The following is a 23,785-nucleotide window of genomic DNA, read 5'->3' on the forward strand; positions in this document are numbered from 1 at the left end:
ATGCTCTAGTGCCGCCACCTCATCATATTGATCATGACATGTCCTGACACCTATTACCGACGCACGCTTGCCGACAACACCATCAGACCGCCGCTGAGCGGCGTTTCCGAGTGCGAGACAGTCGTTGTCGGCGGCGGACTGGCCGGCCTGACAACGGCGTTGCAGCTGGCTCGCGCCGGCCAGCAGGTCGTCGTGCTTGAGGCGCAGCGGATAGGATTCGGCGCTTCCGGTCGCAATGGCGGCTTCGTCAATCCCGGTTTCGCCACCGGCACCGACAACATCGCCGCGATGGCCGGCGTCGACGCGGCACAAAAACTGCACCGCCTGTCCATCGAAGGCGTCGACTTCGTGCGGCAGACGATCCGCGATCTCGACATCAAGGCGGCAGAGCCGCGCTCCGGTATATTGAGCGTGCTTCGCCACGATGGTGGCGCCGCGCTCAAGGCATATGCCGAGCAACTGGCGCGGGATTTCGACTATCGGCTCGACTATCTCGATCGCGACCAGGTGCGAGCGGTGCTGCATTCGGATCGCTACCACCAAGGCCTGCGCGATCCCAGCGCCTTCCACATGCATCCGCTTAACTATCTGCGCGCCGTTGCTGGCGAGATCGAGCGGCTGGGCGGCAGGATATACGAGAGAACGGCTGCCGTTGAAGCCAACCTTGACGGCGCCGAAAAGATCTTGCGTACCGACAGCGGCGAAGTGCGCGCCCGCCAGGCCGTAGTTGCCACCGGCGGATATACGGGGCCACTGGTCGGTCGGCTGCAGCGGGCATTCCTGCCGATCGCCACTTACGTTATGGTGAGCGAGGAGGCGCCTGACCTCATCGCCAAGTCGATTACGACGACCGACGCCGTCGGCGATAACCGTCGCGCAGGCGATTATTACCGTGTTGTCGAAGACGGCAGGCGGCTGCTCTGGGGAGGGCGCATCACCACCCGGGCAGCCTCATCGGGCGTGTTGGCGAGGCAATTGCGCCGTGAGATGGTCACCACTTATCCGCAGCTCGAACACCTCAAGACCGAACTCGCCTGGTCCGGGCTCATGTCTTATGCCCGGCACATGATGCCCCAGATAGGCCCGTTGCAGCCGGGCGTCTGGTACCTCACGGCTTTTGGTGGCCATGGCATCAACACCACGGCGATCGCCGGCAAGTTGATCGCCGAAGCCATACTGGGACAATCGGACCGCTACCGGCTGTTCACACCCTTCGGCCTTGCCTGGGCGGGCGGCCCGGCTGGACTTGCGGTTGCGCAACTCACCTACTGGAAGCTGCAGGCGCAGGATTGGTGGCGCGAGCGGGCCCGCTGACCGCAGGGAGATCGAAGACGTGATCGGCCGACTATTGCTCAACCACCCGGACGCGGCGCGCCGCGTTGGCGTGTTCTTCGTGCTCGCCGCCATCGCCGCCGGCCTGTATGGGCTCGGCATCAAAGCCAGTTGGCTCGGCAAGCTCGTTCCGTGGTCCGTCGAGTGGCTCGCCGCCAACCCGGACGTCGGGCGGGCGGTCTCGGCGGTGCTGATCGCATTGATCTTGGTGGCGAACTGGAACGCGCTGCGGTATCTCAGCCGCAAACAGCAGATTGTGGCAGTCTGGATAGAGCTGTTCGTGTTGCTAATGTTGTTTTTCTATTCCTTCGACTTGTCCTTCGCGTTCATCGCCAAGAAGATCGGCTTCCTCGTCTCGAAGGGTGTGGTGACGACCCTCTACATTTCGGCCATTTCGATCGCCATTGCCACCCTCATCGCCTTCGTTGGCGCCATCGCCAAACTTTCCCGCAACGGCGTGGTCTATGGCTTGGCGACCTTCTATACCTCTCTGTTTCGTGGCTTGCCGTTGCTGATGCAGATCTACATCATCTATCTCGGCCTGCCGCAGATTGGCTATGTGATCGGCGCCGTGCCGGCCGGTATCATGGCGCTGTCGCTCTGCTACGGCGCGTACATGACCGAGATCTTCCGGGCCGGCATCGAAAGCATCTCGCGCGGCCAGACCGAGGGTGCTACGGCACTCGGCCTTAGCGCTAACCAGACGATGTTCCTGGTGATCCTGCCGCAGGCGATGCGGGTCATCGTGCCGCCAACCGGCAACCAGTTCATTGCGATGCTGAAGGATTCTTCGCTGGTCTCGGTGGTCGGGGTCTGGGAGATCATGTATCTCGCACGCACGCAGGGCCAGACCGAGTTCCGCCACATCGAGATGCTCATCACCGCCTCGATGATCTATTGGCTGCTCTCGATGGGGCTCGAGTTCCTGCAGTCGCGGATCGAGGACCGGTTCGGGCGCTCACTCAAGCGCTGATCGTCATCCGTGATTTTCGCCAAAGCGAGTTGCACAGCACCGCAACAGCCAGCTTCGGAGAGCAGCTGCAGATTGTACGCCACAGCACGCCGTTCGGCGACGCCGTCAAGGGTGAATCAACCCGGTATTTCATCGGCTTAGCCCGATCGGAGGGCAGAATAGAGCAAGTGCTGGACGAGCATGGTCGTTGGCCGACTGCCCGGCAACTTCGACCGATTGCTGGATTTCACCCGCGCCGACAAATCGATAAAATCAACGACTTTAACATGTCCTCCGGGCCAACCATTATCGCTATGTATCGATGGTAGCCGAGTTCGCCACGTGGTTCGCCAATAGGTTTGTCAGGCAGTGGTTTGCGCGTTACCAGCCGCACGACTCGGTCCATGCCCTGCACAGCCAAACGCACCGGCGAGGTTCCCGGGAATGAAGCTCGGCATGGTGTTTCGTTCCTTTGAAGTGGGCGTGTTTGGGGGAAGACCGTAGTCGGCGTGTTCGCGCCCGGTGGAATTTTCGAAGAGTTGTTTCCAACGGCGGGAACGAACCAAACTTCCATGCATTTAGCTCTGGCTTCGTTCATTCACTCTTTCTTCTGGGAGCTGGACCATTGTCATCCGGAGGCTATCTCTTGGCCGACCAACAAACCAATGACGTTTCCATCGTTGATCTGATACCTGCCCTGCGGGCTTTCGCGCGCACCTTCTGCCGCGTTCCAGACGATGCCGACGATCTGGTGCAGGAAACGTTGACCAAAGGGCTCGCCAACATCGACAAGTTCGAACCCGGTACACGCATGAAGTCGTGGCTCTTCACCATCATGCGCAACACCTACTACACGCGGATCAAGATCGCTGCACGGGAAGCGCCAGGCCTTCTCGACTGCGCGTCTTCGAGACCGATTTCGGAAGCTACCCAGGAATGGACCGTTCAGAGCAAGGAAGTTCACGGCGCCATCCAAAAGCTGCCCGAACATCAGCGCGAGGTGCTGATGCTGATCGGCGTTTTAGGAGTGGGCTACGAGGAAACCGCCGAAATCTGCGGCTGCGCGGTAGGGACGGTCAAGAGCCGGCTGAACCGTGCCCGCGCCAACATCCTTGAGCTACTCGGGGAGAGCTCGTTGCAGACATTGATAGAAAGGCGAAATCAGCTGTCGGATGGTCAGCTCGATATAGAGGTCGACAGCCGCAGATAATCAGCTCTTCACGTCTCGCCGATGCTTCTCGACGAGAGCATTTTGCAATTCGATCGCCAGCTTGGATAGGCGGTCTGGTATCTTTTCCTGCTCTATGGCGGCCAGCAGGGAAGCAATCTCCCGATCCACTGCCATCTCGACAAGCAGATCCGTGGTATCGTCGCTCGAATGAGACATCACGTTCTCTTGATAGCATCCCTAGATCCAAGTCTGGTGGATGAGCGCTCGGCACTACAAGGCGTTGTCGGCCGCTGAGAGGCTCACCGGCGGCCCTTGCACAGTTTTTCCTCCGTGCCGCGGCAAGACGCGGCGCGGTGGCGTCAGTCCTTCAGCAACCGGTTTGCGGCGTGATCCTGAAATTGATCGGACTTGGTTCGATTGCCGTCCAGCCCGCGCTCTCGGCCATGCTGCTTCCTGTCGCGGTTGGACAAAACCGCGTTTTCCTCGATCTTGTCCTTGTCCAAGGTGGTCATTGCGCCGGCGCCGGCACCTTTGCCTTGGCTGCCTTGGCCGAAATGCTTTTTGCCGCCGGATGCCATGATCTCCTCCTTCGAATCCAGGACACCGATCGGTGCCGACGCCCGAACCGGCATCGCGCTGTAATGTTCCGTCTCACCCAGCAAGCAGGAAGGCGTCGCCATCCCATGACCGAAACGGCTTCTCGCCGTCGATGACGACCCGCAATTGGTGAGCTTGCGCAAGACGGCCGATGTCGGCCCGGTCCAAAGAAAGCGATCCGCGATAAGAATAGTTCAGCAATGCGAGCCGGCCCGGCCGTTTGAGAACGCGCGCAATTTCATCGAAAAGCCGCTCAGCCATGCCGGCCAGGACCAGGTAGGGAAAGCTGTCGACCGCCAACACGCAATCGAAACTGTCGTCGTCGAAGTCGGCCAGATCGAGACCGGAGGTTTGGCGCAGTTCGACATTGCCGAGCGTTGCGCATTGCTCGGAGGCGATAGAGATCATCCGCGACGATATGTCGATGCCGACCATCCGCTTGAAGGAATTGAACAGCGCGCGCTCGAAACGTCCGATGCCGCAACCGATGTCGAGAATGTCTCGTTCAATTCCGGTGAATTCTCGCGCCTCGAGCCATTCAACGATTTCGTCGGTCATGGCTGTCAGCCGCTCGTCATCGCCAAGGGATCCTAACTGGACACTTGCGGCTGTCGAAATTGCTGCCGCGGCATCAAAACTCGAGGCCAGCCGCGTGACGACGGCGATATCCGTCTCGCCGTTACCGCGTTCATGCCGAACGGCGCCGCCTGTCGCTCGCAAAGTGGCAAGGACGCCCGGTTTGTGGCGCAGCAGTCCAGCGACCTTTCGCAGTCTTTCAGCATCGCCGGTATCCGCCGGACGGACTTTCAGCACGACCTCCGCCAATTCCGCCGCTTCAATTGTGGGCGGCAGGTGAAGCGCCAGCCTGACGAGAACAGCTTCGGCGCAGGCACCATCGGCCATGCAATCTTCGACCGCCCGTCTGACCGATGTCCGGCGCTGCGCGTGCACACTCATGACATCAACTCCGCGTCCAGATCCTCCGCATCGTCCACCTGTCAACGGCGCCCCAGCCGTATTTGTAGGGCTCCTGGCCGCGCAGGAAGTCGAACTCGCGCGCATCCTCGCGGATCGACTCCGCGATCGCGTGGCCGATCAGGATCGCCCCTGGGCTCTCCTCGGCATAAGCAGGATCGAGGCCGCCGAGATAGGCATAGGCGCGGCCGCGGTGGTGAAATCCGTAATAGGCGGCGACAGTCGTGCCATCGATCGCGAGCAACCAGCATCGGACCAGGCCGTGAGCATCGAGCAAGGGAAGTGAAAGCCCATGGAAGTGCTGCACGGCGGGGTCGGCCAATACACCACCTCCATGTCCAACCCAGCGTGCCTGGTGCAGGCGGATCAATTGGTTCAGGAAGTTCTGATCGCCCCGCGCTGACGCCAACGCGAGCCGGCCGCGTCTGGACGCCGCTTGGCGCGCCCGGCGCAACTGGCGCCTGCGCCGAGCGGGAACGCAGCCGGCCAACGTGTCGTCGCCGGCAACAGCAAGCACGGGACAGGCTGCATGAATTACCGGCCTCTCGACCGTTAAACCGGGATGCGCGATCGTAAGACCGGCACTGTTTTGCGGCAGATCAGACAAGATCCATTGTGACCACCCGACCGAGCAGATCGTTTCGGCAATGGTGGCGACAACCGCCGCCTCGATATCCCGGACAGCCAGGATGTCCAGATAATCACTGAGCGAAATACCGACCGGAAGCAGCTTCGAACCGGCCGTTCCATGCTCGAGATAGAGTGGCGCCAGCCCGACCAGATCGCCGCCACGCCAGACCGCAACTGTCGCCAGTTCACCGGGTGCGAATGCGCGCCACCATGGCACCAGCCAGGCGGGGGATTGGAACGGCGTCGCAGAGGAACTCTGCTCCCACAGTTTCCACCAGTGCGGCGTCAAGGCATCGAATTTTACGGGGTCATCGATGATTTCGCTGCGCAACACTGCTTTTCTCACGGTGCCGCAGCGAAGCGCCGGCAATCTGTGCCAAGTTGTGCCAGCGCCTGATAGGCAGCCATATACGACGAGATCATCCGTTCCAGCGAAAACCGCCGTCGCGCCTCCACCCGGCACGCCTCGGCGTCCAGGCTGGGCGCCGCAAGAATGGCTTGGGCCATCTCGTCGACTGTGTTGACGAGAAAGCCCGTCCTGCCGTGCTCGATGACATCCGCAAGCGCACCATTCGGGAATGCGACCACCGGGGTACCGCAGGCGAGGGCCTCCATGGCGACAAGCGAGCTTGTCTCGGCGGCGAGGCTTGGAATGACCAGACAGCGGGCTGCGTTGAGAAAGCGCCTCTTGGCGTTAAAACCGAGCGGGCCCAGGAAGCGGCGGCGAGCATCAAGACGGGATTGGACCTCGTCGCGAAAGTAGCGCGTATGTGTTTCGTAGGGGTAGACCTTGCCGCCGATGACCAGGGGCACGCCCGCCTGTTTGGCCGCGTCCAGGGCCAGGTGAATGCCCTTTTCCGGGCAGACTCGGCTGAGAACCAGGGCAAAGTCTCGCTTCGGCTGCACCAGGCTCAGTGCTTCGATGTCAACGCCGTTGGGAATCGGCGCCACCAGTCTGGCCCCTGGTGGCGCCGTTTGCTGCTGGGTGGGCGAGACCGCATGGAGCCACAGGTCGTCGCGCGTCGGTCGCAGAGCCTCGGCCGGATACCAGTCCAAGGGCAGGTGGAGGCTCACCAGGGTCGGACCATCGTCGGGCAAATAGGCATGAAAATCGATACCGTGCAGATGAGCCACATCGATCGGCCATCGGGCGCGGGCAGCGGCGATCGCTTTGCGATGAGCCTGCTGCGCGCGGCTCTTCGCCGCCTCGTCGAGCACGCCGTTTTCAGCCGGTATTTCCACAAGGGTACCGCTCGCGCTGGAGCCGCGGCAGCCAATGACGATAGAGCGGTGGCCGGCGCGAACCAGCTCCCGATCGAGCATCGACAGAACCTGTTCGGCACCGCCGACAGCATCGGGTCCGACGGGTGCGAGAGGGTAGGCGACATTGAGGACAGTGAGCGCCGCGGCTGGTTGCGCCTCGGTCCCGTATGCCGCACCACCTGTCGATGATGCCGCTAATTCGTCCAATGTGTCAGGCGTCTGATGCATTGGCAGCATGACACTTTCACGCTGCCGAGGCCCGCCGCGTCGGGAGCGAAGCGGACGTCATGCCGGGCGCATAGCGGCGGATCATGGTTGCGCAGAATTCCGCGAACTCCTCCGGCACCAGAGGTGGGCTGGTGTGGTGGGGCATCATTCCGCGATGCTGCGGTGTAAAGCAAAAGGTGACCGTCACGTCGAAATCGGCGAGTGCCTCCATCTGCCGGTCAAACCAGTCCAGCGCGTTCGGCCGGAAGCTGTCTGCCCAGGAAAGCCCCGTGCGCATATTGGTGACGCCCAGCCGCTTCATCCAGGCGACGGCATCGTCCAGCCGGGCGTCCTCGAAATGAAACCACTGCACCAGCCCCATTGCGGGCGTGTAGCGCAGGAACTCCTCCAGCGCAGGTTTTGGCGTACCGTCCTGGCGTAGCAGCCCCATGTGGAAATGTCGATAGTAAGAAGAGCCCTCTGCCTCGCGATGCCGCGTCGTTGCTTCCCATTCGCGCGGAAGATCGTAGAGGCTGTACCACTGGATGCGTGGTGCGTTGCCGATCAGCAACTCGGCGGTGCGCTTGAGCCCCCAGACCTGGATTTCTTCCGCGCCGAAGGTCGATACGCCGACTTCGCTGACCCAGATGGGAAGGTTGGTGACGGTCGCGATCTCGCCGATCTTCTGTGGCCATTCGTGGATCTGCCACAGGTTCCAGTCGAGCGGAAAGCCGTGCACGGCGACGGCATCGACATGGTCCAGCACGCCGAATTCCTTCATGCGGGTGATAAAGCCCGGATCTATCGGCGAGATGCCACCGAGTACTTTCGTCAAAGACGGGTTCTCCGACGCGATTGCGTCAGCCGACAAGATCGCCATCCTGGCAAAGCGGCTCCAATCGGGATCGAGCTCTGGGTCCCAATGCGATTTGTTGTTGGGCTCGTTCCAGATCATGGCGGCTTCAATCATGGAGCTGTCCTTTCGAGGGGTAGATGGCGCCGCCGCCGGCCGGGTCCCCGGCTGCGCGGCAGAAATAGACCTCCTGCTCGGGGTGCAGAACGATCTCGAAACCGGCGCTGCGCAGCATCGCTTCGGTGCAGGCGCGGTTTGGAATCCACCAGTTGGTGGGATCGTCGGCATAGCGGTGCTCGATAAAATGCAGCTTGGGAAACTGCGGCTGGTCGAACAGGTCATGCGTCCAGAAATGATAGTTTTCTTCCAACTCGGGCAGATCCGCGCTGCCGCGCTGCATGGACTGGAAGATCATCAGGTCACGGGCGACATGTTCGCGGATCAGGTCGAGCGCGAGCAAGGGGTGGCGCAAATGGTAAAGCACCCCCATGAACAGCACGACATCGAACGTCTCGCGCAGCGAGCCGACGTCGTAGACCGAAAGCTTCTGGAATTCGATCTCGCAATCGGCAACCTCGGCGGCAAAGCGAGCCTGCGCCAGGTAGGCGTCATCGAAATCGATGCCGAGGACACGGTCAGCACCTCGCCGTTTCATCTCGATGGAGTAAAATCCTGCATTGCAGCCGATATCGAGTACGGCCTTGCCCCTCAGATCAGCGGGAATGGCATTGGCAAATTTGCGCCATTTGATCAGCGGGTAGTTGCCCAGAAAATGGTTGGGAGCGGTTTGGACGCCGGCAAGTTCCATGTTGTGGAACCATGGGCCGAGCGCATCGATGCGGCGGCGGATTTCGGCATGGGAATGCAGCATGGCTCAGGCTCCTTCGCCAGGAACGACGGGTACATGCGACTGCGCGCCGGGCATGATCATGGTGGGCCGGCGCTGCGCGGATGAGGCGTCGTTTTCAAGCAACCGCAGAGCTGTTCGATAGCCGTTGAAAGTGCCGACATCGACATAGTCCGACCCAGCCCTGACACCAAAAGCTGTACCGCCGGCCGCAATATAGGCGTTGACCAAAGTGCCGATATATTCGTCACTGCGCTCGCGCTCACGCCAGAGTGCCGCAAGCTGATGCAGGATATGGCCCGGCATCTTGAACGCACCCCAGACCCAGTTCGTGGCGGCATCCTGTCGTTTGACCTGGATTTCGATCACGCGCTCGTGGACGTCGGTGACGACGGCGTCGAAGAATTCCGGCTGATCCACCGGGAAAAGCAGAAATGAGAGCTGATCGTCGGGCAAATGGCGGAAACCGTCCTCGGGAAACCAGATCGTATCGGGAAGGCCGACCAGGACGACCTCGTCGGGCGCGACGAGGGGCGCCGCCCGGAAGATCGCATCGCACAGACCGACGGGGTTCGGCTGCACCACGAAGAGAGCCGCCGCGTCACCGTAGCCGGCGGCGTAGTATTCAAGGATGTCGGATTTGCCCGATCCGATGATGAAGCAAATCTTGTCGACGCCGGCCTGCACCATGCGCCGTACCAGATACTCGCTCACGGCGCATGGACGCTCGGTCTGTCCATCGATCCGGCTACCGACCGGCAGCAGCTCTTTCGAGAAGCCGAGCGGCTGAATGCGGCTGCCGCGCCCGGCAGCGGGTACGATGCCCAACATCAGACCGCTTCCCTCATCGGTTCGCCGGGAGATCTTTGAAAGGCCTCGTTCAGGATGCGATCCAGTTCCGCCGCGCGCCGTGCCGAAGTGTGTTCGCCCAAGACCCGGTCGCGGGCACGCCTTCGAATGCCGTCGAGCTCGCGCTCCGGCAATCGCAATGCGGCGACCACATCATCGGTGTCATGCGCCAACAAGATTTCGCGGCCGGGTTCGAAAAATTCGGTCAGGCCCGGCCATGCATCGGTGACGATGGCAGCCCCACACGCGGCCGCTTCGAAGAGCCGTCCCGACGGGCACCAGCCCTTTTGCGCCATCGCCTCCCGGGTGACGTTCAGTGTCAGGCGAGATGATGAGAAGAAAGCCGGATGGTCGGCTGGCGGAAGATGCCTGACAAAGAAGATGTTGTCGCTCCATGGGAATTCCTGCGGATATTGCGCGCCGCCAATGATGAAACGGTGGTCAGGCAGGCGCGCGGCCGGGCGGACCAGCAGCTTTTCGACGCCGGCCTGGCGATCCGCCGCGTAAGTTCCGAGATAGGACAGATCACCGGCGAATTCGGCCCGCTTCTCTGCCGGCCGGTGTTGGTCGGGATCGACATGCCCATAGAGCGGCACCACGTGACGCGCGCCCAAAACCGACTTAAGCGCCTCGATCGCAGAGCCGCCGGTGTAACTCAAAACGAGGTCGAAATCGGCGAGACCCTCAGGTCCGAAATAGGGCGGACGCTCGCCTTGCTCGATGCGGGCAAGCGTGACCGGAGTGTCGAGATCGTAGAAGACACGCAATCCGCGACCTGTCTGCTGCGCCAGCCGCGAGGCCTCCACGGCGTCGGCACAGTAGGAGGTGACGACGACGACATCCGCTTGCTTCATTGCCCGCTCCGCAACGCGACGGATGTCCTCCCAGTCCGGATAAATGACGACGTTGCCGCCATCGAGCCGATCGAGATCACGCGTCCCGGCATAGTAGGGGGTATCGCGTTCGAAGAAGGTGATGGACCATCCCAGCCGACCCAGGGCGCGGATCAGACCGCGCCAGAGCGTGGCATGGCCGTTGCCCCATGATGATGTAACGGTGAGACCGAAAATGACCATCTGCATCCGGAAAGTCCTCGTCAGGCAGCTTCGTTCATTCGCAGGAGCTTGGAGCCCCAGTCACCCGACACGATCGTCGTGATCGAGGCTGGATCGATGTCGAAGCGGAAGCAGTCGCCGACCGGCAAGCCAAGCACCTTGCAGACGGCGGCCTTGATGACGTCGGCGTGGCTGACCAGGGCGACACACTGGTTCGGATGCCGCTCGCGCACTGCGTTCATCAGTGCGACGATCCGCTCCTGCACATCCAGCATGGTCTCGCCGCTCGGTGTCCTGGCCTCCTGCCGCTGGTCGTTCCACGCCCGCCAACCGGCATCGCCATTCAACTCGTCGAAGGTCTTTCCCGACCAATCGCCGAAATCGATCTCGTCGAGTTCGGCGCAGATCGCGATTTCACCGACGCCGCAGGCAAGCGCGATCGGCACGGCCGTCTCTTGCGTACGCTCACGCGGGCTGCACAAGATGGCTTCAATCGGCTCCCGGGCCATGCGGCCACCAAGATGCGCGGCCTGCGCCTTCCCAGCCTCGCCAAGGCAAACGCCATCCATCCGTCCTGCAAGATAGGAGCCGACATTGTCGTGCGCTGCATGACGGATCAAAAAGAACGTTGTCGTCATTCCGCGGCATCCAGCAAAGGCTCGTCCTTGCCGGCGATGAAGGCGAGCGTGCGCTGCCGCGCTTCGGCGTCGGTGAACTGTTCGGGAGGCGACTTCATGAAATAGCTGCAGGGACCGGTCAGTGCTCCCGCTATGCCGCGATCGAGCGCAAGCTTGGCGCAGCGTATCGCATCGATCACCACGCCGGCTGAATTTGGAGAATCCCAGACTTCCAGCTTGAGCTCGGCGTTGAGCGGCACGCCGCCGAAGGTCGTCCCTTCCACTCGGATATAGGCCCATTTGCGATCAGTCAGCCACGGTACGTGGTCGCTGGGTCCTACATGAATATTGCCCGGCTCCAGGGGAACATCGAACTGGCTGGCCACGGACTGGGTCTTGGAAATTTTCTTTGATTCCAGCCGCTCGCGTTCCAGCATGTTGAGGAAGTCGGTGTTGCCGCCGAAATTCAGCTGATAAGTGCGATCGATGCGCACGCCGCGCTCGCGGAAGAGATTGGCCAGCAGGCGGTGAACGATGGTCGCCCCGACCTGGCTCTTGATATCATCGCCGACCAGCGGCAGCCCTCGCTGCTCGAAGCGCCGGCGCCATTCCGGACGTGAGGCGATGAAAACGGGTATGCAGTTGACGAAGGCGCAGCCGGCCTCAAGCGCGCATTCGGCGTAGAAGCGCGTCGCCTCCTCGGAGCCCACCGGCAGGTAAGAGACCAGCACGTCGGCGCCGCTGTTGCGCAGGATTTCGCTGACGTCGGCAACCGGCTCCGGCGCCTCCTCGATTTCGTCGCGCAAGTATTTTCCGATGCCGTCAAGTGTCGGTCCGCGCTCGACGCGAACGCCGTTTGCCGCCGCATCGGCAAAGCGGAACGTGTTGTTCGGGGCGGCGTAGATTGCTTCAGCGACGTCGAGGCCAACCTTGCTCCTGGCGACGTCGAATGCGCAGACAATCTCGATGTCGTCGACATGGTAACCGCCGAGGTCGGCATGCATCAGCCCTGGGATTGGTTCGTTGCTTTTTGCGTGACGATAATAGGAGAGGCCCTGCACCAGGGAGGATGCGCAATTGCCGACCCCGACGATACCGACACGAACCTTTTTCGATCCCACGAAACTGCCGCCCTATGCTGTTCAAAGGTAAGTTCCTGCCGCCGAACCACCAGCGTGCCGGAATGTTCCTTGGCCTGCCGAAAAATTGCGCAAGACAGCATGGATCGAAGCAGCGCTGGCTGCGTTGCCGCAAGGCAAAGCATTGGAAAACCGGTCGATGATCGTTTACGGCGACCAGAAGCGGAGGCAGAGCGCAGAACGGCTTCGCGATGCTGCGAGCGAAGTTGCTCAAAGTCTGGACCGCATGGCTCATGGCGTCCGACGCCATGCCGCGTTGGTCGGCCTATTCATCAGCGTATCGGAACTGGTTCGCGCGCTTGCCGATGTCGATTTCGAGAACAGGGGCATCGACATCTTTTCGCCGCGGCAACAGCAAGGCGCCAGATTGCTGGTTGGTCTTGCGGCAGAGGTGGCGAAGTCGTGGCGAAGCGGTTTCGCCGTGGGCGGTGGCATCGAGCCGGGACTTCTCCAACTGCTGGACGGGTTGGATTGCGAGGCTGAGGTTCTGACCGGTTCTGCCGAGGGTTACGCGCATTACGCGCTTTATCCCGAAAGCTATTTGGGAGCGGCGCAGGAGTCAGGTCTCGATGCGAACACATGCGTGATCGGCATCCGCAGCATCGGCCTGGGGCTTGCCGCCATAGTGGCTGCCGCGATTGGCGCGCCGGCGCCGTTCAGCGTTCGTCCGGTCGGCCATCCTTTCCGCAGGCACATCAATGCCGATTCGCGCTCGATCGCTTCCTGGAAGAACAATCCATCGGCACGCTTCGCCGTTGTAGACGAAGGTCCCGGTCTGTCCGGCAGTTCGATGCACGCCGTCGTCGCGTGGCTGCGGGAACTGGGTATTGGTATGGACCGCATTCACCTGTTTCCCAGCCATCCTGGCAACCCGGGCATCGAAGCGTCACGGGAGGCCAGGGAGACATGGTCGCGCTGTCCGAAACATGTGGCGACGGCGCTCGAATGCACCTTCCCCGAAAGCTCGAACATTCCCACGCTTAGCGAATGGGTGGCCGAGGCGGTCGGCAGCCCCGAATTACGCCTGACCGAACTGTCTGGTGGCGAATGGAGGAGCGTCCACTACGTCGACGAAAAGCATTGGCCGCCGAGCCCGCGCGGCATCGAGCGGCGTAAATTCCTGGCGTCCGCGGGGTGTGGTCGCTGGCTCGTCAAATTCGCAGGCCTCGGCGAAACCGGACGGCGTAAGAGACGAGCCGCGGAAATGTTGGGGAAAGCCGGGTTCGGATCGCAAGTGGTCGGGCTTTGCCACGGCTTTCTGGTCGAACGGTGGATTGACGGCACCACGATGGACCAGGCGCCGCTGCCCAGAGGAAGGCTGGTCGCGGAGTTGACGCGCTATCTAGCCTGGCGGGCGCTCAATCTCCGAACCTGCGAACCGGGTGCATCATTGCTCGCACTCGCGGAAATGGCTGTTTCCAATACATCTGAAGCCCTGGGCGAGAACCGAGCGGCGACGTTGCGCCATTGGCTCTCGAAAAAAACCCCTGCGCATGTTCTGCAGCGGGTGGAAATCGACGGAAAGCTTCACGCGTGGGAGTTTCTCGTTTGTGCCGATGGCACGGTGGTCAAGACAGATGCCGTCGACCATTGCCGGGCACACGATTTGATTGGCTGCCAGCCGATAGAGTGGGACATTGCCGGCGCCTGTGTCGAATATGGACTGTCCGACAGCGATGTGACGACGTTGGTCGAGGGGATGGGGCTCGATATTGACAATGGCCACATCGATTTTTTCGAACCCTGCTATTTGGCGTTCCAAATCGGGCTCTGGAGCACGGCTGCGCAATCCGAAAATGGCCAGGAAAAAGCAAGGCTGGCCGGGACGGCAGACCGATACAGGGCGGGGCTGATACGATTCCTGGACGAATCTCAGGTGTAACGTTTCGATCAATCCAGCCTTCGCAGCATGTCTGCTTCCTGCTCAAGAATAGCGGCCACTTCCTCGCGCTGCAGATGCGTCATCATCAAGCTGACGCAGCACTCGAGATAGGTGATCGAGGAGCGCCGCAAATAGGCAGCCGCCTCGCGTTCGGCAATCTTGTCGACATCCTTCGCGGGTCGCTTGGGTTGCATGAGGATGATCCTCCGTATCGGGTCCCTCCCGCCAAACTACAAGGTTGGATGGATGTTCCGCACGATCTCCGGGCAGGTCCGGCCGCGGCCCACGTCATGCAGGAAGGTTCTGCAGCCCGCCTGCGGGTCTCCTTTTGGCAAGGCCTGTCATCTGATCGCCGATGCCGGTGCCTTCGAGCGCCGCGAAATAATCGATCGTCAGCTTGAGCCCTTCGTTGAGCGGCACTCTCGGCGACCAGCCGAGCAGCGTTTTCGCACGCGTAATATCAGGCTGCCTGCGCCGAGGATCGTCTTGCGGCAGGGGCAGAAATTTCAGATCCGACTTGGTGCCGGTCATCGCCTTCACCAATGCCGCCAGTCGCACGATGGTGAATTCTCCGGGATTGCCCAGATTGACCGGCTTGCCCGGATTGGGGTCGATGTTCATCAGGCGCATCAATCCATCAATCAAGTCGGAGACATAGCAGAAGGATCGCGTTTGCTGGCCGTCGCCGAATATCGTCAGCGGACGCTTCTCGAGCGCCTGCATGATCAAATTCGAGACGATGCGACCGTCGGCCGGATCCATTCTCGGACCGTAGGTGTTGAAGATGCGCGCGACGCGGACGTCGGCCTTGCCGGCCCTTAGATAGTCGAAGCAAAGCGTTTCGGCGGTGCGCTTGCCCTCGTCGTAGCAGGCGCGTGGGCCGGTGCAGTTCACATGACCGACGTAGTCCTCCCTTTGCGGGTGTTGTTCCGGATCGCCATACACTTCGCTCGTCGAGGCCTGCAGCAGTCGCGCGTCATTGCGGACAGCGAGTTCGAGCAGGTTGAGGGTTCCGATCACGCAGGTACGCGTGGTGTGTATCGGGTCGGCCTGATAACGCGGCGGTGAGGCGGCGCAGGCCAGGTTGAAGATGTGATCCACGGGCTCGCCGAGATCCAGTGGCCGGCAGATGTCCTGCTCGATCAACCGGAAACCCGGCCGGTCCATGATCGAGATGATGTTTTCCATGCGCCCGGTCAGAAAATTGTCGACGCAGATCACGCGCCAGCCGTTGCGGAGCAATACTTCGCAAAGATGCGAACCGAGGAAACCCGCGCCGCCGGCAACAAGCACCGTCTTTGCCCTGTGCGCCTTTCTTGTCTGTCGCATCGCTGTTTTCTCCTGTCTGCCGTTCATGCTGCACTTCCAATGTCGAGATCGAGGGCCGTCGCCCTTGGTTGGGTCAGCGCCGCCACGAATTCGCGAGCCCTGGCCCCACCGGTGTGGGAAGCGAGGACGAGTTTGCGAGCCCGGCCGGCCATGGCCAGGCGTGCGCGCTCGGACTCGCCAACGAGGATATCGATGACTTCGTCCGTCTCCGCGGCGGTGTGGATCGCCGATGCGGGAAAGAAGCTGTCGAGCCCTGGCCAGTGGTCGCTGACGATGGGCGTGCCGCAAGCCGCCGCTTCGAACAGGCGCACGCTGGGCGACCATCCTGCGGTGATCATGGAACTGCGTGTGACATTCAGCGTGTAGCGCTGACGGCTATAGAACGCGGCGTGATCGGCTGGCGGCAAATGTTCGATGCGTTCGACATTGTCCGGCCAGATGATGTCGGATGGATATTGGGAGCCGGCCACGACGAAACGGAGGTTCGGCATATGCCGTGCGGGCTCGAGCAGCAGAGCGTTCAGCGTTGTCTGCCGGTCCATGCTGTAGGTGCCGAGATAGCCGAGATCCCAGCGGATCGGATCTCCTGTCGGGTGATGCCGTTCTGGATCGACCGAACAATAGAGAGGTTCGGCATGGCGCGCGCCGAAGTCTTGCGCCAGATGGTTGAGCGTTGGTCCGCCAGTGAAGGAGAAATAGACATCGAAATACGGAATTTGCCGCGAACTCAGATAATCGCAATCGTCGGCTGAAAGCTTGGCCAGGGTCACCGGGGTGTCGATGTCGTAAAAGCAGAGCTGCCCCTTGCAAAGCGAGGCGACGATGTCGATGACCTGGCGTCCTTCTGGAACAAAGGATCCGATGACGATGATGTCGGCCTGCTCCAGGCACTGTGCGTAGTCGCGTTGCAGCTCCGCAGTGGTTTCGTAGTAGCGCAAGGCGCAGAACTCCGGTTCGCGCAGATCGCGGTGATTGGCGTACCATGGCACGTTGCGCTCCAGAAAAGTCACGTGGTGACCGAGTCCGTGCAAGCCTTTCAAAAGACCTCGAAAAGTGGTGGCGTGACCGTTTCCCCACGATGAGGACAGCGACAGGCCGAGAAAGACGATGTCCAGTTTCTTGGTCATTCCGCTGCCTCCACGGCCCCGTGCTCGAAATGACGTTTGAAGACGGCATCCGCCACATCCGCCCGAAGCGCGTAGGTATGGTCCGCCAGCACGCGGTGAAGTGCGGCTTGGCCGATTGCCTTGGCCCGACCGGGGGTCAGCGAGCGCATTATTTCGGCGACATCGCCGCCGTCACGCGCGACCAGGATCTCCTCGCCTGGTTTCAGGAACAGTTCCACGCCCAGCCATGCATCCGTGATGAGACAGGCGCCGGCGCCAGCCGCCTCGAACACTCGCGTGGCCGGTGAAAAACCGTTGGCGGCCATGCTATCGCGGCTGATGTTCAACACGGCTTTTGGGGTGACATTGAAGGCGTTGTGATCGCGGGTGCCGACATGGCCGAGCCAGCCTACATTGGTGGGGAGCGGCTTGTCGCCCCAACCCGAGCCTCCGAGCAGGAAACGCTGTTTCGGCAGCTGGCTGGCGGGATCGAGGAAAAACGATTCGACACGCGCTTCACGGTCCGGCAGCCGGTTTCCGAGGAACGCCAGGTCGCAGGCAAAACGCGCTTTGCTGGCGACCGGATGGTGCGTTTCGGGATCGAGCGCATTGTAGATGGGCACGCACTCCTTGGCGCCCATGGCACGATAGGCCCAGACAACGGGATCGCCGCCACCATAGGTCAGCACGAGGTCGATCTCCTGCAGTGCACGATGGAGCGGGTGGTCCGGCTCGTCGCGCAACTGGGCAAGCGTGGCTGGCGCATCCACGTCCCAGAATACGACAAGCGCGTCGCTGCGGGCGTGGTCGAGAACGGCGCGAAGCAGCGCCTCGTCTTCGAAACCGACGCCACTCGCCTTGACGACGATGTCGGCGCCGGCGGCACGTGCCGCGACCTGCATCAGCGCATGCTGGGTCGCCTCATAAACGACGACAGTGCACCAGTCGGGAGCTTCGATGTCGCGGTTCTTCTGCCGGTCGTAGACATCGGGTTCGTAGAACGTGATCTCGTAACCCAATTGCGAAAGTGCCTTGAGCAAACCGCGATAGTACGTCGCGGCACCGTTCCAGTAGGACGACAAAAGGCTCGATCCATAGAATGCGATCTTCATGCGACGGCTTCCTTTGCGGCTGTCGGGACGGCGGTGTGTCGGTTCGCGCATTGCGTGAGCACGCCGAGCAACTCGTCGACGCGGTGGCGGCAGGTGTGCCGCGAGCGGATGGTCTCGAGACCCGAGGTCACCAGGGAGGCCGCAAAGTCCTCGTCGGACAACACCGTCCGAAGCTGTTGCCGCATTTGCGAGCCATTCTCGGCAAACAGGAAGTCGACACCGGGCCTGAAAAGCTGCTCGACATCGGACCATGGCGCTGAAATCAGCGGAATGCCGCAGGCGAGTGCCTCGAACATGCGGATCGTCGGGATTCCGGGCAACCTCTCGCGATAGGGGCGCCGTGGGATGTGAACGGTGACACGATGCGCGGCGAAGGCCTTCGGCACGTCGGCATTGGCGATCCACCCCTCATAGCGCAGTCCTGCGGTGGCCAGATCCGCAAGTGCGGTCTTGGGGTAGCGTACGCCGTGAACAGCGGCATCAAGGCCGAGATCGTGCACCGGCTCGATCAGAAACTCCTTGAGTTCGGCGGTCCGCTCATCATCGCCCCAGTTGCCGATCCAGACCAGATCGGAGGTGGGGTGGATCTCCGGGTGCGGCTTGAACAGGCGATCGTCCGCCGCTTCATGCCAAGTGAAGACGCGCTTGCCCCAGCCGGCGCGCAGATAGCTCTCGCGCAAGGTTTCGCCAAAGGCGAGAACGCCGTCATAGTGCTCCAGCCGGAGCGCCGAGAGTGCCTCGGTCGCAGACACGGCCCGGTGGTGGGTGTCGTGAAAAAGAAGGATGAAGTTGCCGCCGGCGGCCCGGGCACGGCCAATACGTGCGACGAGCTCCGGATCCGTCCACTCATGAACGATCACAACGTCGGCCTCGGCAATCCAGGCTTCGTGATCAAATCCGGCATCGTAGGTCACCGGCATCAGTTCGGGAAAATCCTTGCGGAAGCGTTCGATGGCGAACGACCCCTTCTCAGCCAGCAGATTCGACCGGCTCCAGCCATTCGCCGGCTCCAGCGCAATAGCCTGATGCCGGCGCTGGACCAGCTCTCGCATGACGCCGCGCAGGAAATGGGCATTGCCATGGTTCCAGTCGGAAACGACCGAGTGGGTGTAAAACACAAAGCGCATGATCAGCGCTCCGCCATCGCTAAGGCCGCTTTGTCGTAGACGCCGCGCATAGCCGCTGTCTGCTTTGTCAGCCTAAACCTGCGGCTGCGTCGGATGGCTGCCTGGCCAAGCTCTCGCCGGAGCTCGGCATCGCTGGAGAGACGGTTGAGGCAGGCAGCGAGATCGTGCGGATCGCGCGCGTCAAAGAATATCGCGGCCCCGTCCCATAGTTCGCGATAGGTGGCGATATCGGATAGCACCAGGGGCGTAGCCGACATGGCGGCTTCCAGCGCGGCCAGGCCGAATGGCTCGTAGAGCGATGGCGATACGAAAATACCCGCGCGAGCCATCAACGAACGCACCTCATCGGACGGCACTGCTCCCAGAGGAACAGCATGGCTGAAGCTGACATGCTCGCCGTTTGGGCCGTTCGTCGAACCGGCGGCAAACAGAGGCCATCGCGTCAGGGACGCCGCCTGATCGACCACCGCCGCATTTTTGCCCTCGTCCCACCAGCGGGCAGCGGCGAAGACGAGCGATTGATGCTTTTCGGCCTTCGGCAGAGGACGGGCACCATTTGTGACCACACTCAAGCGCGCGATCGGGCCGTAGCAGGTCTCTAGCATGTCGGCATGGCTGCGGCTCGGCGCGATGACCGCGTCGGCCCGATCCATGCCGCGTCTGTTGCGCTCCTTCTGCCAGGCCCATGCGCCATCCGCCGCCTGTCCTCTGACCGCATGGAACCAAGTCGTCACGCAGGAATGGGAGACCACCACGACCGGGCATGGCGCGTCGAATCCCGCCGCCTGCGAAGGCGCGTTGAAATGGACAAGGTCGATGGCGTGGTCGCGCATGGGCGCATGCAACTCTCGCGGCAGCGCGTCGAGATCACCGCCGTTGCGGGTCATCCAATCCGGCGGCGTGTTCAGCCAGATCAGCTTCGCGAAAGCCTCCGCCTCGTCGGCCTGCTGCCTGGACGGTGGCGGACCGAGACCGGCAAGCACTACGCTATCGCCGCCGTTGACAAGTTCCCTGGCTAGGTCGAGCGCATAGCGCCACACGCCGCCCACGGCATCGACCGTCATCAGGATGCGCCGCGAGCGCGGCGTCAGTGTCCGCAACATGTCGCCTCCAGTTCCGCCAGCGGACGCGGGCGCCTTTCCTGGATGTCGCTGAACTTCTGGAATGATGCGAGATAGTGATCATGGGCGCGCTCCCAGGCGAGGTCGTCGGGTTCGCCCCAAAGCTCGCGATAGCTTGGCGAACTCGGATATGGATAAAGCGGTACGGGTTCATTGGCCCACACGCCGTTGTCGATGAGGTGCGTTCGCCAGTAATCGACGAGGGCAGGGTCATCCTCGACGACGCCGATCAGATTGGCCTGTACGAATGGAACGTGACGCCTGGCATTGACGAGCAGCGCGGCGAGTTCCTCGGTACCCAGCCGGCAGCGCTTCGCCAGCATCGCACGACCTTCCACGGTCAGGCTTTCGAGACCGGCCTCGATGGAGACGCAGCCGGCCGCACCAAGCAATTCCAGCAGCTCGGGCTTCCAAAGGTCGATGCGGGTCTGCACACCGAACTTCACGTCGCGATGGATCAACGCTTCCAACAGCGCTTTCTGCGGCAGGAAGATTTCATCGATGAAATAAATGTAGCCGACGCCCTGGGCAATCAGCCGATCGATTTCCGCTATGACCGCCTCGTGGTTGCGGCGGCGATAGGCATCGCGGAAATCGATCTTGGCGCAGAAGCTGCAATTGTAGGGGCAGCCGCGCGATGCTTCGACCTCCGCGCCGAACCCAACCTGCTTGTCATCGAACCTGTGATGGTGATGCGAATGGGCTGCGATCCAGTCTGATGGCCATTGGAGTGGCGGATGATCGACAAACGAGCTGGCGTGGACGCCGCCGTTCAAAACCACCTTGGCGTCGCGCAGGTAAGCGGTCGAGGGGACCGCGCTCCAGTCGTCGCGCCGGGCAAGTTCCGCGACGATTTCCTCGCATTCGCCGCGCACAACAATGTCGACGCCAAGCTTGCGCAAGGTTGGCGCGGGCGTAGCCGAGCCATGCGGCCCGACCGCGACTGTGCGTCCACCGCGCCCGGCGAGACGGTTGAGGAAATCGGCCGGCACGCGCAACTCGGGTGGTGCGCAGCGCCAGAACAGATAAGTCGGGGCGGTACTGACGACCGTCATTGCAGGCGCGAAATCAGCCACACGCTCGGAGAGGTCCGAGTTGTCGAGCTTCTGCAATTGCCCATCCAGCATCAGCACCTCATGGCCGGCTGTTTCGAGCAGGGATTTCGAATAGCCGAGTTCCAGCGGGAGATGTGGTTGGCGGCAGCCGAAATAAATGCTGTCGTCATAGGTCCAGAACGGGTTTACCAGGGCGATTTTCATGCGACGTACCTCACGACTTCGGGGCGAGGCTGGAGCCGGTGTTTTTGCAGCCAGTCTGCGAGATCGCGAATGCCTTCGCGCCATGAAACACGAGCTTTCCAGCCAAGCATCGCTTTGATCTTGCGGGTGTCGGCGACGAAGAAGGGCTGATCGCCGGTGCGTTCGCCATCATGGCGGATCGAAAGCTCATGGCCGGTCAAGCTACGGATCTCGCTCAACAGCATGCGCAGGCTGATCGCATTATCGGGGCCGCCGCCAAGATTGAATGCCTGGCCTTTGGTCGTCTCGATACGATCGAGCGTGGCCCTGTAGGCGGCGACCGCATCGGAGACATGCAGTATGTCGCGCACTTGTCTGCCGTCGCCGTAAATGGTGATTGGACGTCCCGTGAGCGCACTCAGCAGGAAGTGCGCGACCCAGCCTTGATCCTCGGTTCCGAACTGGCGCGGCCCGTAAATGCAGCTCATCCGCAGCACCGCCGTCGGCATGCCGTAGGATTTGGCATAGTCGAGCACATATTGGTCCGCCGCGCCTTTGGAGCAGCCATAGGGCGTGCAGAAATCCAGGCTGTGGGTCTCGTCAATGCCATTCGCTTGGATGATGCCGTCGCAAGGCAGGTAACGATCGCCGTCCTCGCGCACCGCGACGTCGGGCAGGCTGCCATAGACCTTGTTGGTGCTGGCGAAGACCACCGGAACAAACTCACTGCTCAGCCGCGCCGCCTCGAGGACATTGAACGTTCCTCGAAGGTTGATGTCGAAATCCTCGTCCGGTTGGACCAGGCTCGTTGTGACTGCGGTTTGCGCGGCCAAATGGAAGATCGCCTTGGAACTCTTCAGAACGGGCGCAAGCGCGTTGGCGTCTCGCACGTCAATGGTTTCGACCATGAGGCGGCTGCCGTGCTTTTGCGCCAGCCATTCAAGGTTCTGTTCGACGCCGGGGCGGCTGAGATTATCGATCACCAGCACCGGCTCGCCATCCGACAACAGGCTGTCGGCCAGGTTCGATCCTATGAAGCCGCTGCCGCCGACAATGGCGACCGGGGCGGCGCGTCGATTGCGCGTATTCATGACACCAGCCCACGTTCTTCGAGCTCGCGTTTCATGTCGGCGCCGCGGTCGATGGCGGAAGAGTTGCGCACCCAGGAAACGAAATCGGCGAGCGAATTCTCCAGTTGTTGCCTCGGCTCGAAACCGAGCAGCTCACGGGCCTTGGATATATCGGCGAAGCAGTTGCGGATATCGCCGGAGCGCGCCTTGCCGAGCAGTTCTGGCGAGCGGTCCGGCGTTCCCATGGCCTCGGCAAGTACCCGCGCGACGTCGCTGATCGCATAGGCTCGGCCGCTGCCGATGTTGATGACGTGACCCCTTGCCTGGCGTTGCTGCAGCGCAAGACGAAAGGCGCGGGCGACGTCATCCACATGGACGAAATCGCGTTTCTGTTCGCCATCCTCGAAGATCATTGGACGTTGGCCGTTGGCGAGACGCGAAGCAAAATTGGCCAACACGCCGGTATAGGGGTTCGATAACGCCTGGCCGGCGCCGAAGACGTTGAACAGGCGCAGCGCGACCGTATCGATGCCATAGGCTTCGCCGAAGATCAGCACGGCGCGTTCCTGGGCGTATTTCGTCAGTGCATAGATAGAGGCGAGATCGACCGGCTTTTCCTCGTCCGTCGGCAGGGGGGAGAGGGGTTCGCCTTCCGGCGACAGCGGATTCCACTGTCCGTTTTTGATGTCGCTCGCCTTGCGCCGGGCATTGTCGATGCGCCGGCCGTCCGATGTAGCATAGAGGCCCTCGCCATAGACACTCATCGATGAGGCGACGACAATGCGCTCGACCGGGTGTTTGATCAGCGCCTCAAGCAGCGTCGCGGTGCCGAGATCGTTGGTGCCGACATAGCGCGCGATCTCGTACATCGACTGTCCGACGCCGACTTCCGCGGCCAGATGAATGACCGCGTCAACGCCTTCCAGCGCCTTGGCGACTGCCTCCCGGTCCCGAATGTCGCCCTTGATCAGCTCGGCCCCGGCGGGAAGGGCGACTGTTTCGCCTGCGTGCACCTGCTCCAGCAGCACATCCAAAATGCGAACCGAATAATCCTGCTCGATGAGTTCCTGGGCGACATGCCGGCCGATGAAGCCGCAGCCCCCTGTAACCAATATCCGTTTCACGACCACTCCTCAGACAGGTAATCTTGGCGACCCGAACTTTTCGGCAAAAGGTTTGTTCCCTTGGCTTCAACAAAGTTCCTTTGGCCGGCTTCGTCCGGAAGCAGCCACATCGCGCTCGCCGCGCCGTGCCGGAACATTGCCGCCCTTGTGCTGTTAGGACGCCGGCAGCCCCGACGATGCCCGATGTTG

Annotated in this window: 24 protein-coding genes; 4 read left to right on the forward strand and 20 right to left on the reverse strand. The window is 61.8% G+C overall.

Annotated elements, in window-relative coordinates:
- The first annotated feature begins 33 nt into the window (after positions 1-33).
- The 3 genes from NKJ18_RS07140 (at position 34) to NKJ18_RS07150 (ending at position 3,494) form a co-directional block, all read left to right on the forward strand.
- Positions 34-1,314, forward strand: coding sequence for an NAD(P)/FAD-dependent oxidoreductase (locus tag NKJ18_RS07140; RefSeq protein ID WP_023667966.1), 1,281 nt, complete (start codon positions 34-36; stop codon positions 1,312-1,314).
- Positions 1,315-1,333: 19 nt separating this feature from the next.
- Positions 1,334-2,305, forward strand: a complete 972-nt coding sequence (locus tag NKJ18_RS07145; protein WP_023712239.1) for an amino acid ABC transporter permease — start codon at positions 1,334-1,336, stop codon at positions 2,303-2,305.
- Between the two features lie 625 nt (positions 2,306-2,930).
- Positions 2,931-3,494, forward strand: coding sequence for a sigma-70 family RNA polymerase sigma factor (locus NKJ18_RS07150; protein ID WP_023667968.1), 564 nt, complete (start codon positions 2,931-2,933; stop codon positions 3,492-3,494).
- On the opposite strand, the gene NKJ18_RS07155 is transcribed toward NKJ18_RS07150, so the two are convergent.
- From NKJ18_RS07155 to NKJ18_RS07205, 11 genes are all read right to left on the reverse strand, one after another.
- Complete coding sequence (locus tag NKJ18_RS07155) at positions 3,495-3,671, reverse strand: hypothetical protein (protein WP_023696378.1); 177 nt, start codon at positions 3,669-3,671, stop codon at positions 3,495-3,497. It abuts the gene before it with no gap.
- A 143-nt stretch (positions 3,672-3,814) separates the two neighbouring features.
- A complete protein-coding gene (locus NKJ18_RS07160) occupies positions 3,815-4,033 on the reverse strand; it encodes a hypothetical protein (protein WP_023741848.1) in 219 nt (72 codons plus the stop codon).
- 73 nt (positions 4,034-4,106) lie between these two features.
- Complete coding sequence (locus NKJ18_RS07165) at positions 4,107-5,009, reverse strand: class I SAM-dependent methyltransferase (RefSeq protein WP_023744463.1); 903 nt, start codon at positions 5,007-5,009, stop codon at positions 4,107-4,109.
- A 4-nt stretch (positions 5,010-5,013) separates the two neighbouring features.
- A complete protein-coding gene (locus NKJ18_RS07170; RefSeq protein ID WP_023712235.1) occupies positions 5,014-5,991 on the reverse strand; it encodes a GNAT family N-acetyltransferase in 978 nt (325 codons plus the stop codon).
- 8 nt (positions 5,992-5,999) lie between these two features.
- Complete coding sequence (locus NKJ18_RS07175) at positions 6,000-7,157, reverse strand: glycosyltransferase (RefSeq protein ID WP_023667973.1); 1,158 nt, start codon at positions 7,155-7,157, stop codon at positions 6,000-6,002.
- A 7-nt stretch (positions 7,158-7,164) separates the two neighbouring features.
- On the reverse strand, positions 7,165-8,097 hold the full coding sequence (locus NKJ18_RS07180; RefSeq protein ID WP_023691448.1) for a glycoside hydrolase 5 family protein: 933 nt from the start codon (positions 8,095-8,097) through the stop codon (positions 7,165-7,167).
- Positions 8,090-8,851 (reverse strand): TIGR04290 family methyltransferase, encoded by a 762-nt coding sequence (locus tag NKJ18_RS07185; protein ID WP_023667975.1) that lies wholly within the window; start codon positions 8,849-8,851, stop codon positions 8,090-8,092. The genes NKJ18_RS07180 and NKJ18_RS07185 overlap by 8 nt, the downstream gene beginning before the upstream one ends.
- Positions 8,852-8,854: 3 nt before the next feature.
- Entirely contained in the window at positions 8,855-9,658 is an 804-nt protein-coding gene (locus NKJ18_RS07190) for a sugar phosphate nucleotidyltransferase (RefSeq protein ID WP_023667976.1), read from the reverse strand.
- Positions 9,658-10,758 (reverse strand): CgeB family protein, encoded by a 1,101-nt coding sequence (locus NKJ18_RS07195; RefSeq protein ID WP_023667977.1) that lies wholly within the window; start codon positions 10,756-10,758, stop codon positions 9,658-9,660. The genes NKJ18_RS07190 and NKJ18_RS07195 overlap by 1 nt, the downstream gene beginning before the upstream one ends.
- A gap of 14 nt (positions 10,759-10,772) precedes the next feature.
- Positions 10,773-11,369, reverse strand: coding sequence for a histidine phosphatase family protein (locus NKJ18_RS07200; protein ID WP_023667978.1), 597 nt, complete (start codon positions 11,367-11,369; stop codon positions 10,773-10,775).
- Positions 11,366-12,469: an inositol-3-phosphate synthase gene (locus NKJ18_RS07205; protein WP_023681094.1), complete on the reverse strand. Its 1,104-nt coding sequence runs from the start codon at positions 12,467-12,469 to the stop codon at positions 11,366-11,368. Before NKJ18_RS07205 ends, NKJ18_RS07200 begins: the two co-directional genes overlap by 4 nt.
- A gap of 85 nt (positions 12,470-12,554) precedes the next feature.
- Here NKJ18_RS07205 and NKJ18_RS07210 point away from each other — a divergent pair, with 85 nt between their 5' ends.
- Positions 12,555-14,369 (forward strand): hypothetical protein, encoded by a 1,815-nt coding sequence (locus NKJ18_RS07210; RefSeq protein WP_352521484.1) that lies wholly within the window; start codon positions 12,555-12,557, stop codon positions 14,367-14,369.
- Between the two features lie 8 nt (positions 14,370-14,377).
- On the opposite strand, the gene NKJ18_RS07215 is transcribed toward NKJ18_RS07210, so the two are convergent.
- From NKJ18_RS07215 to NKJ18_RS07255, 9 genes are all read right to left on the reverse strand, one after another.
- Positions 14,378-14,563, reverse strand: a complete 186-nt coding sequence (locus NKJ18_RS07215; protein ID WP_023667982.1) for a hypothetical protein — start codon at positions 14,561-14,563, stop codon at positions 14,378-14,380.
- Positions 14,564-14,657: 94 nt separating this feature from the next.
- Positions 14,658-15,698 (reverse strand): UDP-glucuronic acid decarboxylase family protein, encoded by a 1,041-nt coding sequence (locus NKJ18_RS07220; RefSeq protein WP_023744467.1) that lies wholly within the window; start codon positions 15,696-15,698, stop codon positions 14,658-14,660.
- A 23-nt stretch (positions 15,699-15,721) separates the two neighbouring features.
- Positions 15,722-16,825 (reverse strand): CgeB family protein, encoded by a 1,104-nt coding sequence (locus NKJ18_RS07225; RefSeq protein WP_023804820.1) that lies wholly within the window; start codon positions 16,823-16,825, stop codon positions 15,722-15,724.
- A complete protein-coding gene (locus NKJ18_RS07230) occupies positions 16,822-17,916 on the reverse strand; it encodes a CgeB family protein (protein ID WP_023667985.1) in 1,095 nt (364 codons plus the stop codon). The genes NKJ18_RS07225 and NKJ18_RS07230 overlap by 4 nt, the downstream gene beginning before the upstream one ends.
- Positions 17,913-19,043, reverse strand: coding sequence for a CgeB family protein (locus NKJ18_RS07235; RefSeq protein WP_023696369.1), 1,131 nt, complete (start codon positions 19,041-19,043; stop codon positions 17,913-17,915). Before NKJ18_RS07235 ends, NKJ18_RS07230 begins: the two co-directional genes overlap by 4 nt.
- Positions 19,044-19,045: 2 nt before the next feature.
- Positions 19,046-20,146: a glycosyltransferase family 4 protein gene (locus NKJ18_RS07240; protein ID WP_023804821.1), complete on the reverse strand. Its 1,101-nt coding sequence runs from the start codon at positions 20,144-20,146 to the stop codon at positions 19,046-19,048.
- A complete protein-coding gene (locus NKJ18_RS07245) occupies positions 20,131-21,423 on the reverse strand; it encodes a TIGR04295 family B12-binding domain-containing radical SAM protein (RefSeq protein ID WP_023712229.1) in 1,293 nt (430 codons plus the stop codon). The genes NKJ18_RS07240 and NKJ18_RS07245 overlap by 16 nt, the downstream gene beginning before the upstream one ends.
- Positions 21,420-22,493, reverse strand: a complete 1,074-nt coding sequence (locus NKJ18_RS07250; RefSeq protein WP_023804822.1) for a GDP-mannose 4,6-dehydratase — start codon at positions 22,491-22,493, stop codon at positions 21,420-21,422. Before NKJ18_RS07250 ends, NKJ18_RS07245 begins: the two co-directional genes overlap by 4 nt.
- Positions 22,490-23,596, reverse strand: a complete 1,107-nt coding sequence (locus NKJ18_RS07255) for an NAD-dependent epimerase/dehydratase family protein (RefSeq protein WP_023733216.1) — start codon at positions 23,594-23,596, stop codon at positions 22,490-22,492. Before NKJ18_RS07255 ends, NKJ18_RS07250 begins: the two co-directional genes overlap by 4 nt.
- Positions 23,597-23,785: the final 189 nt, after the last annotated feature.

Source organism: Mesorhizobium sp. M0217 (assembly GCF_040321955.1).
In the GTDB taxonomy this organism is placed as follows: Bacteria; Pseudomonadota; Alphaproteobacteria; order Rhizobiales; family Rhizobiaceae; genus Mesorhizobium.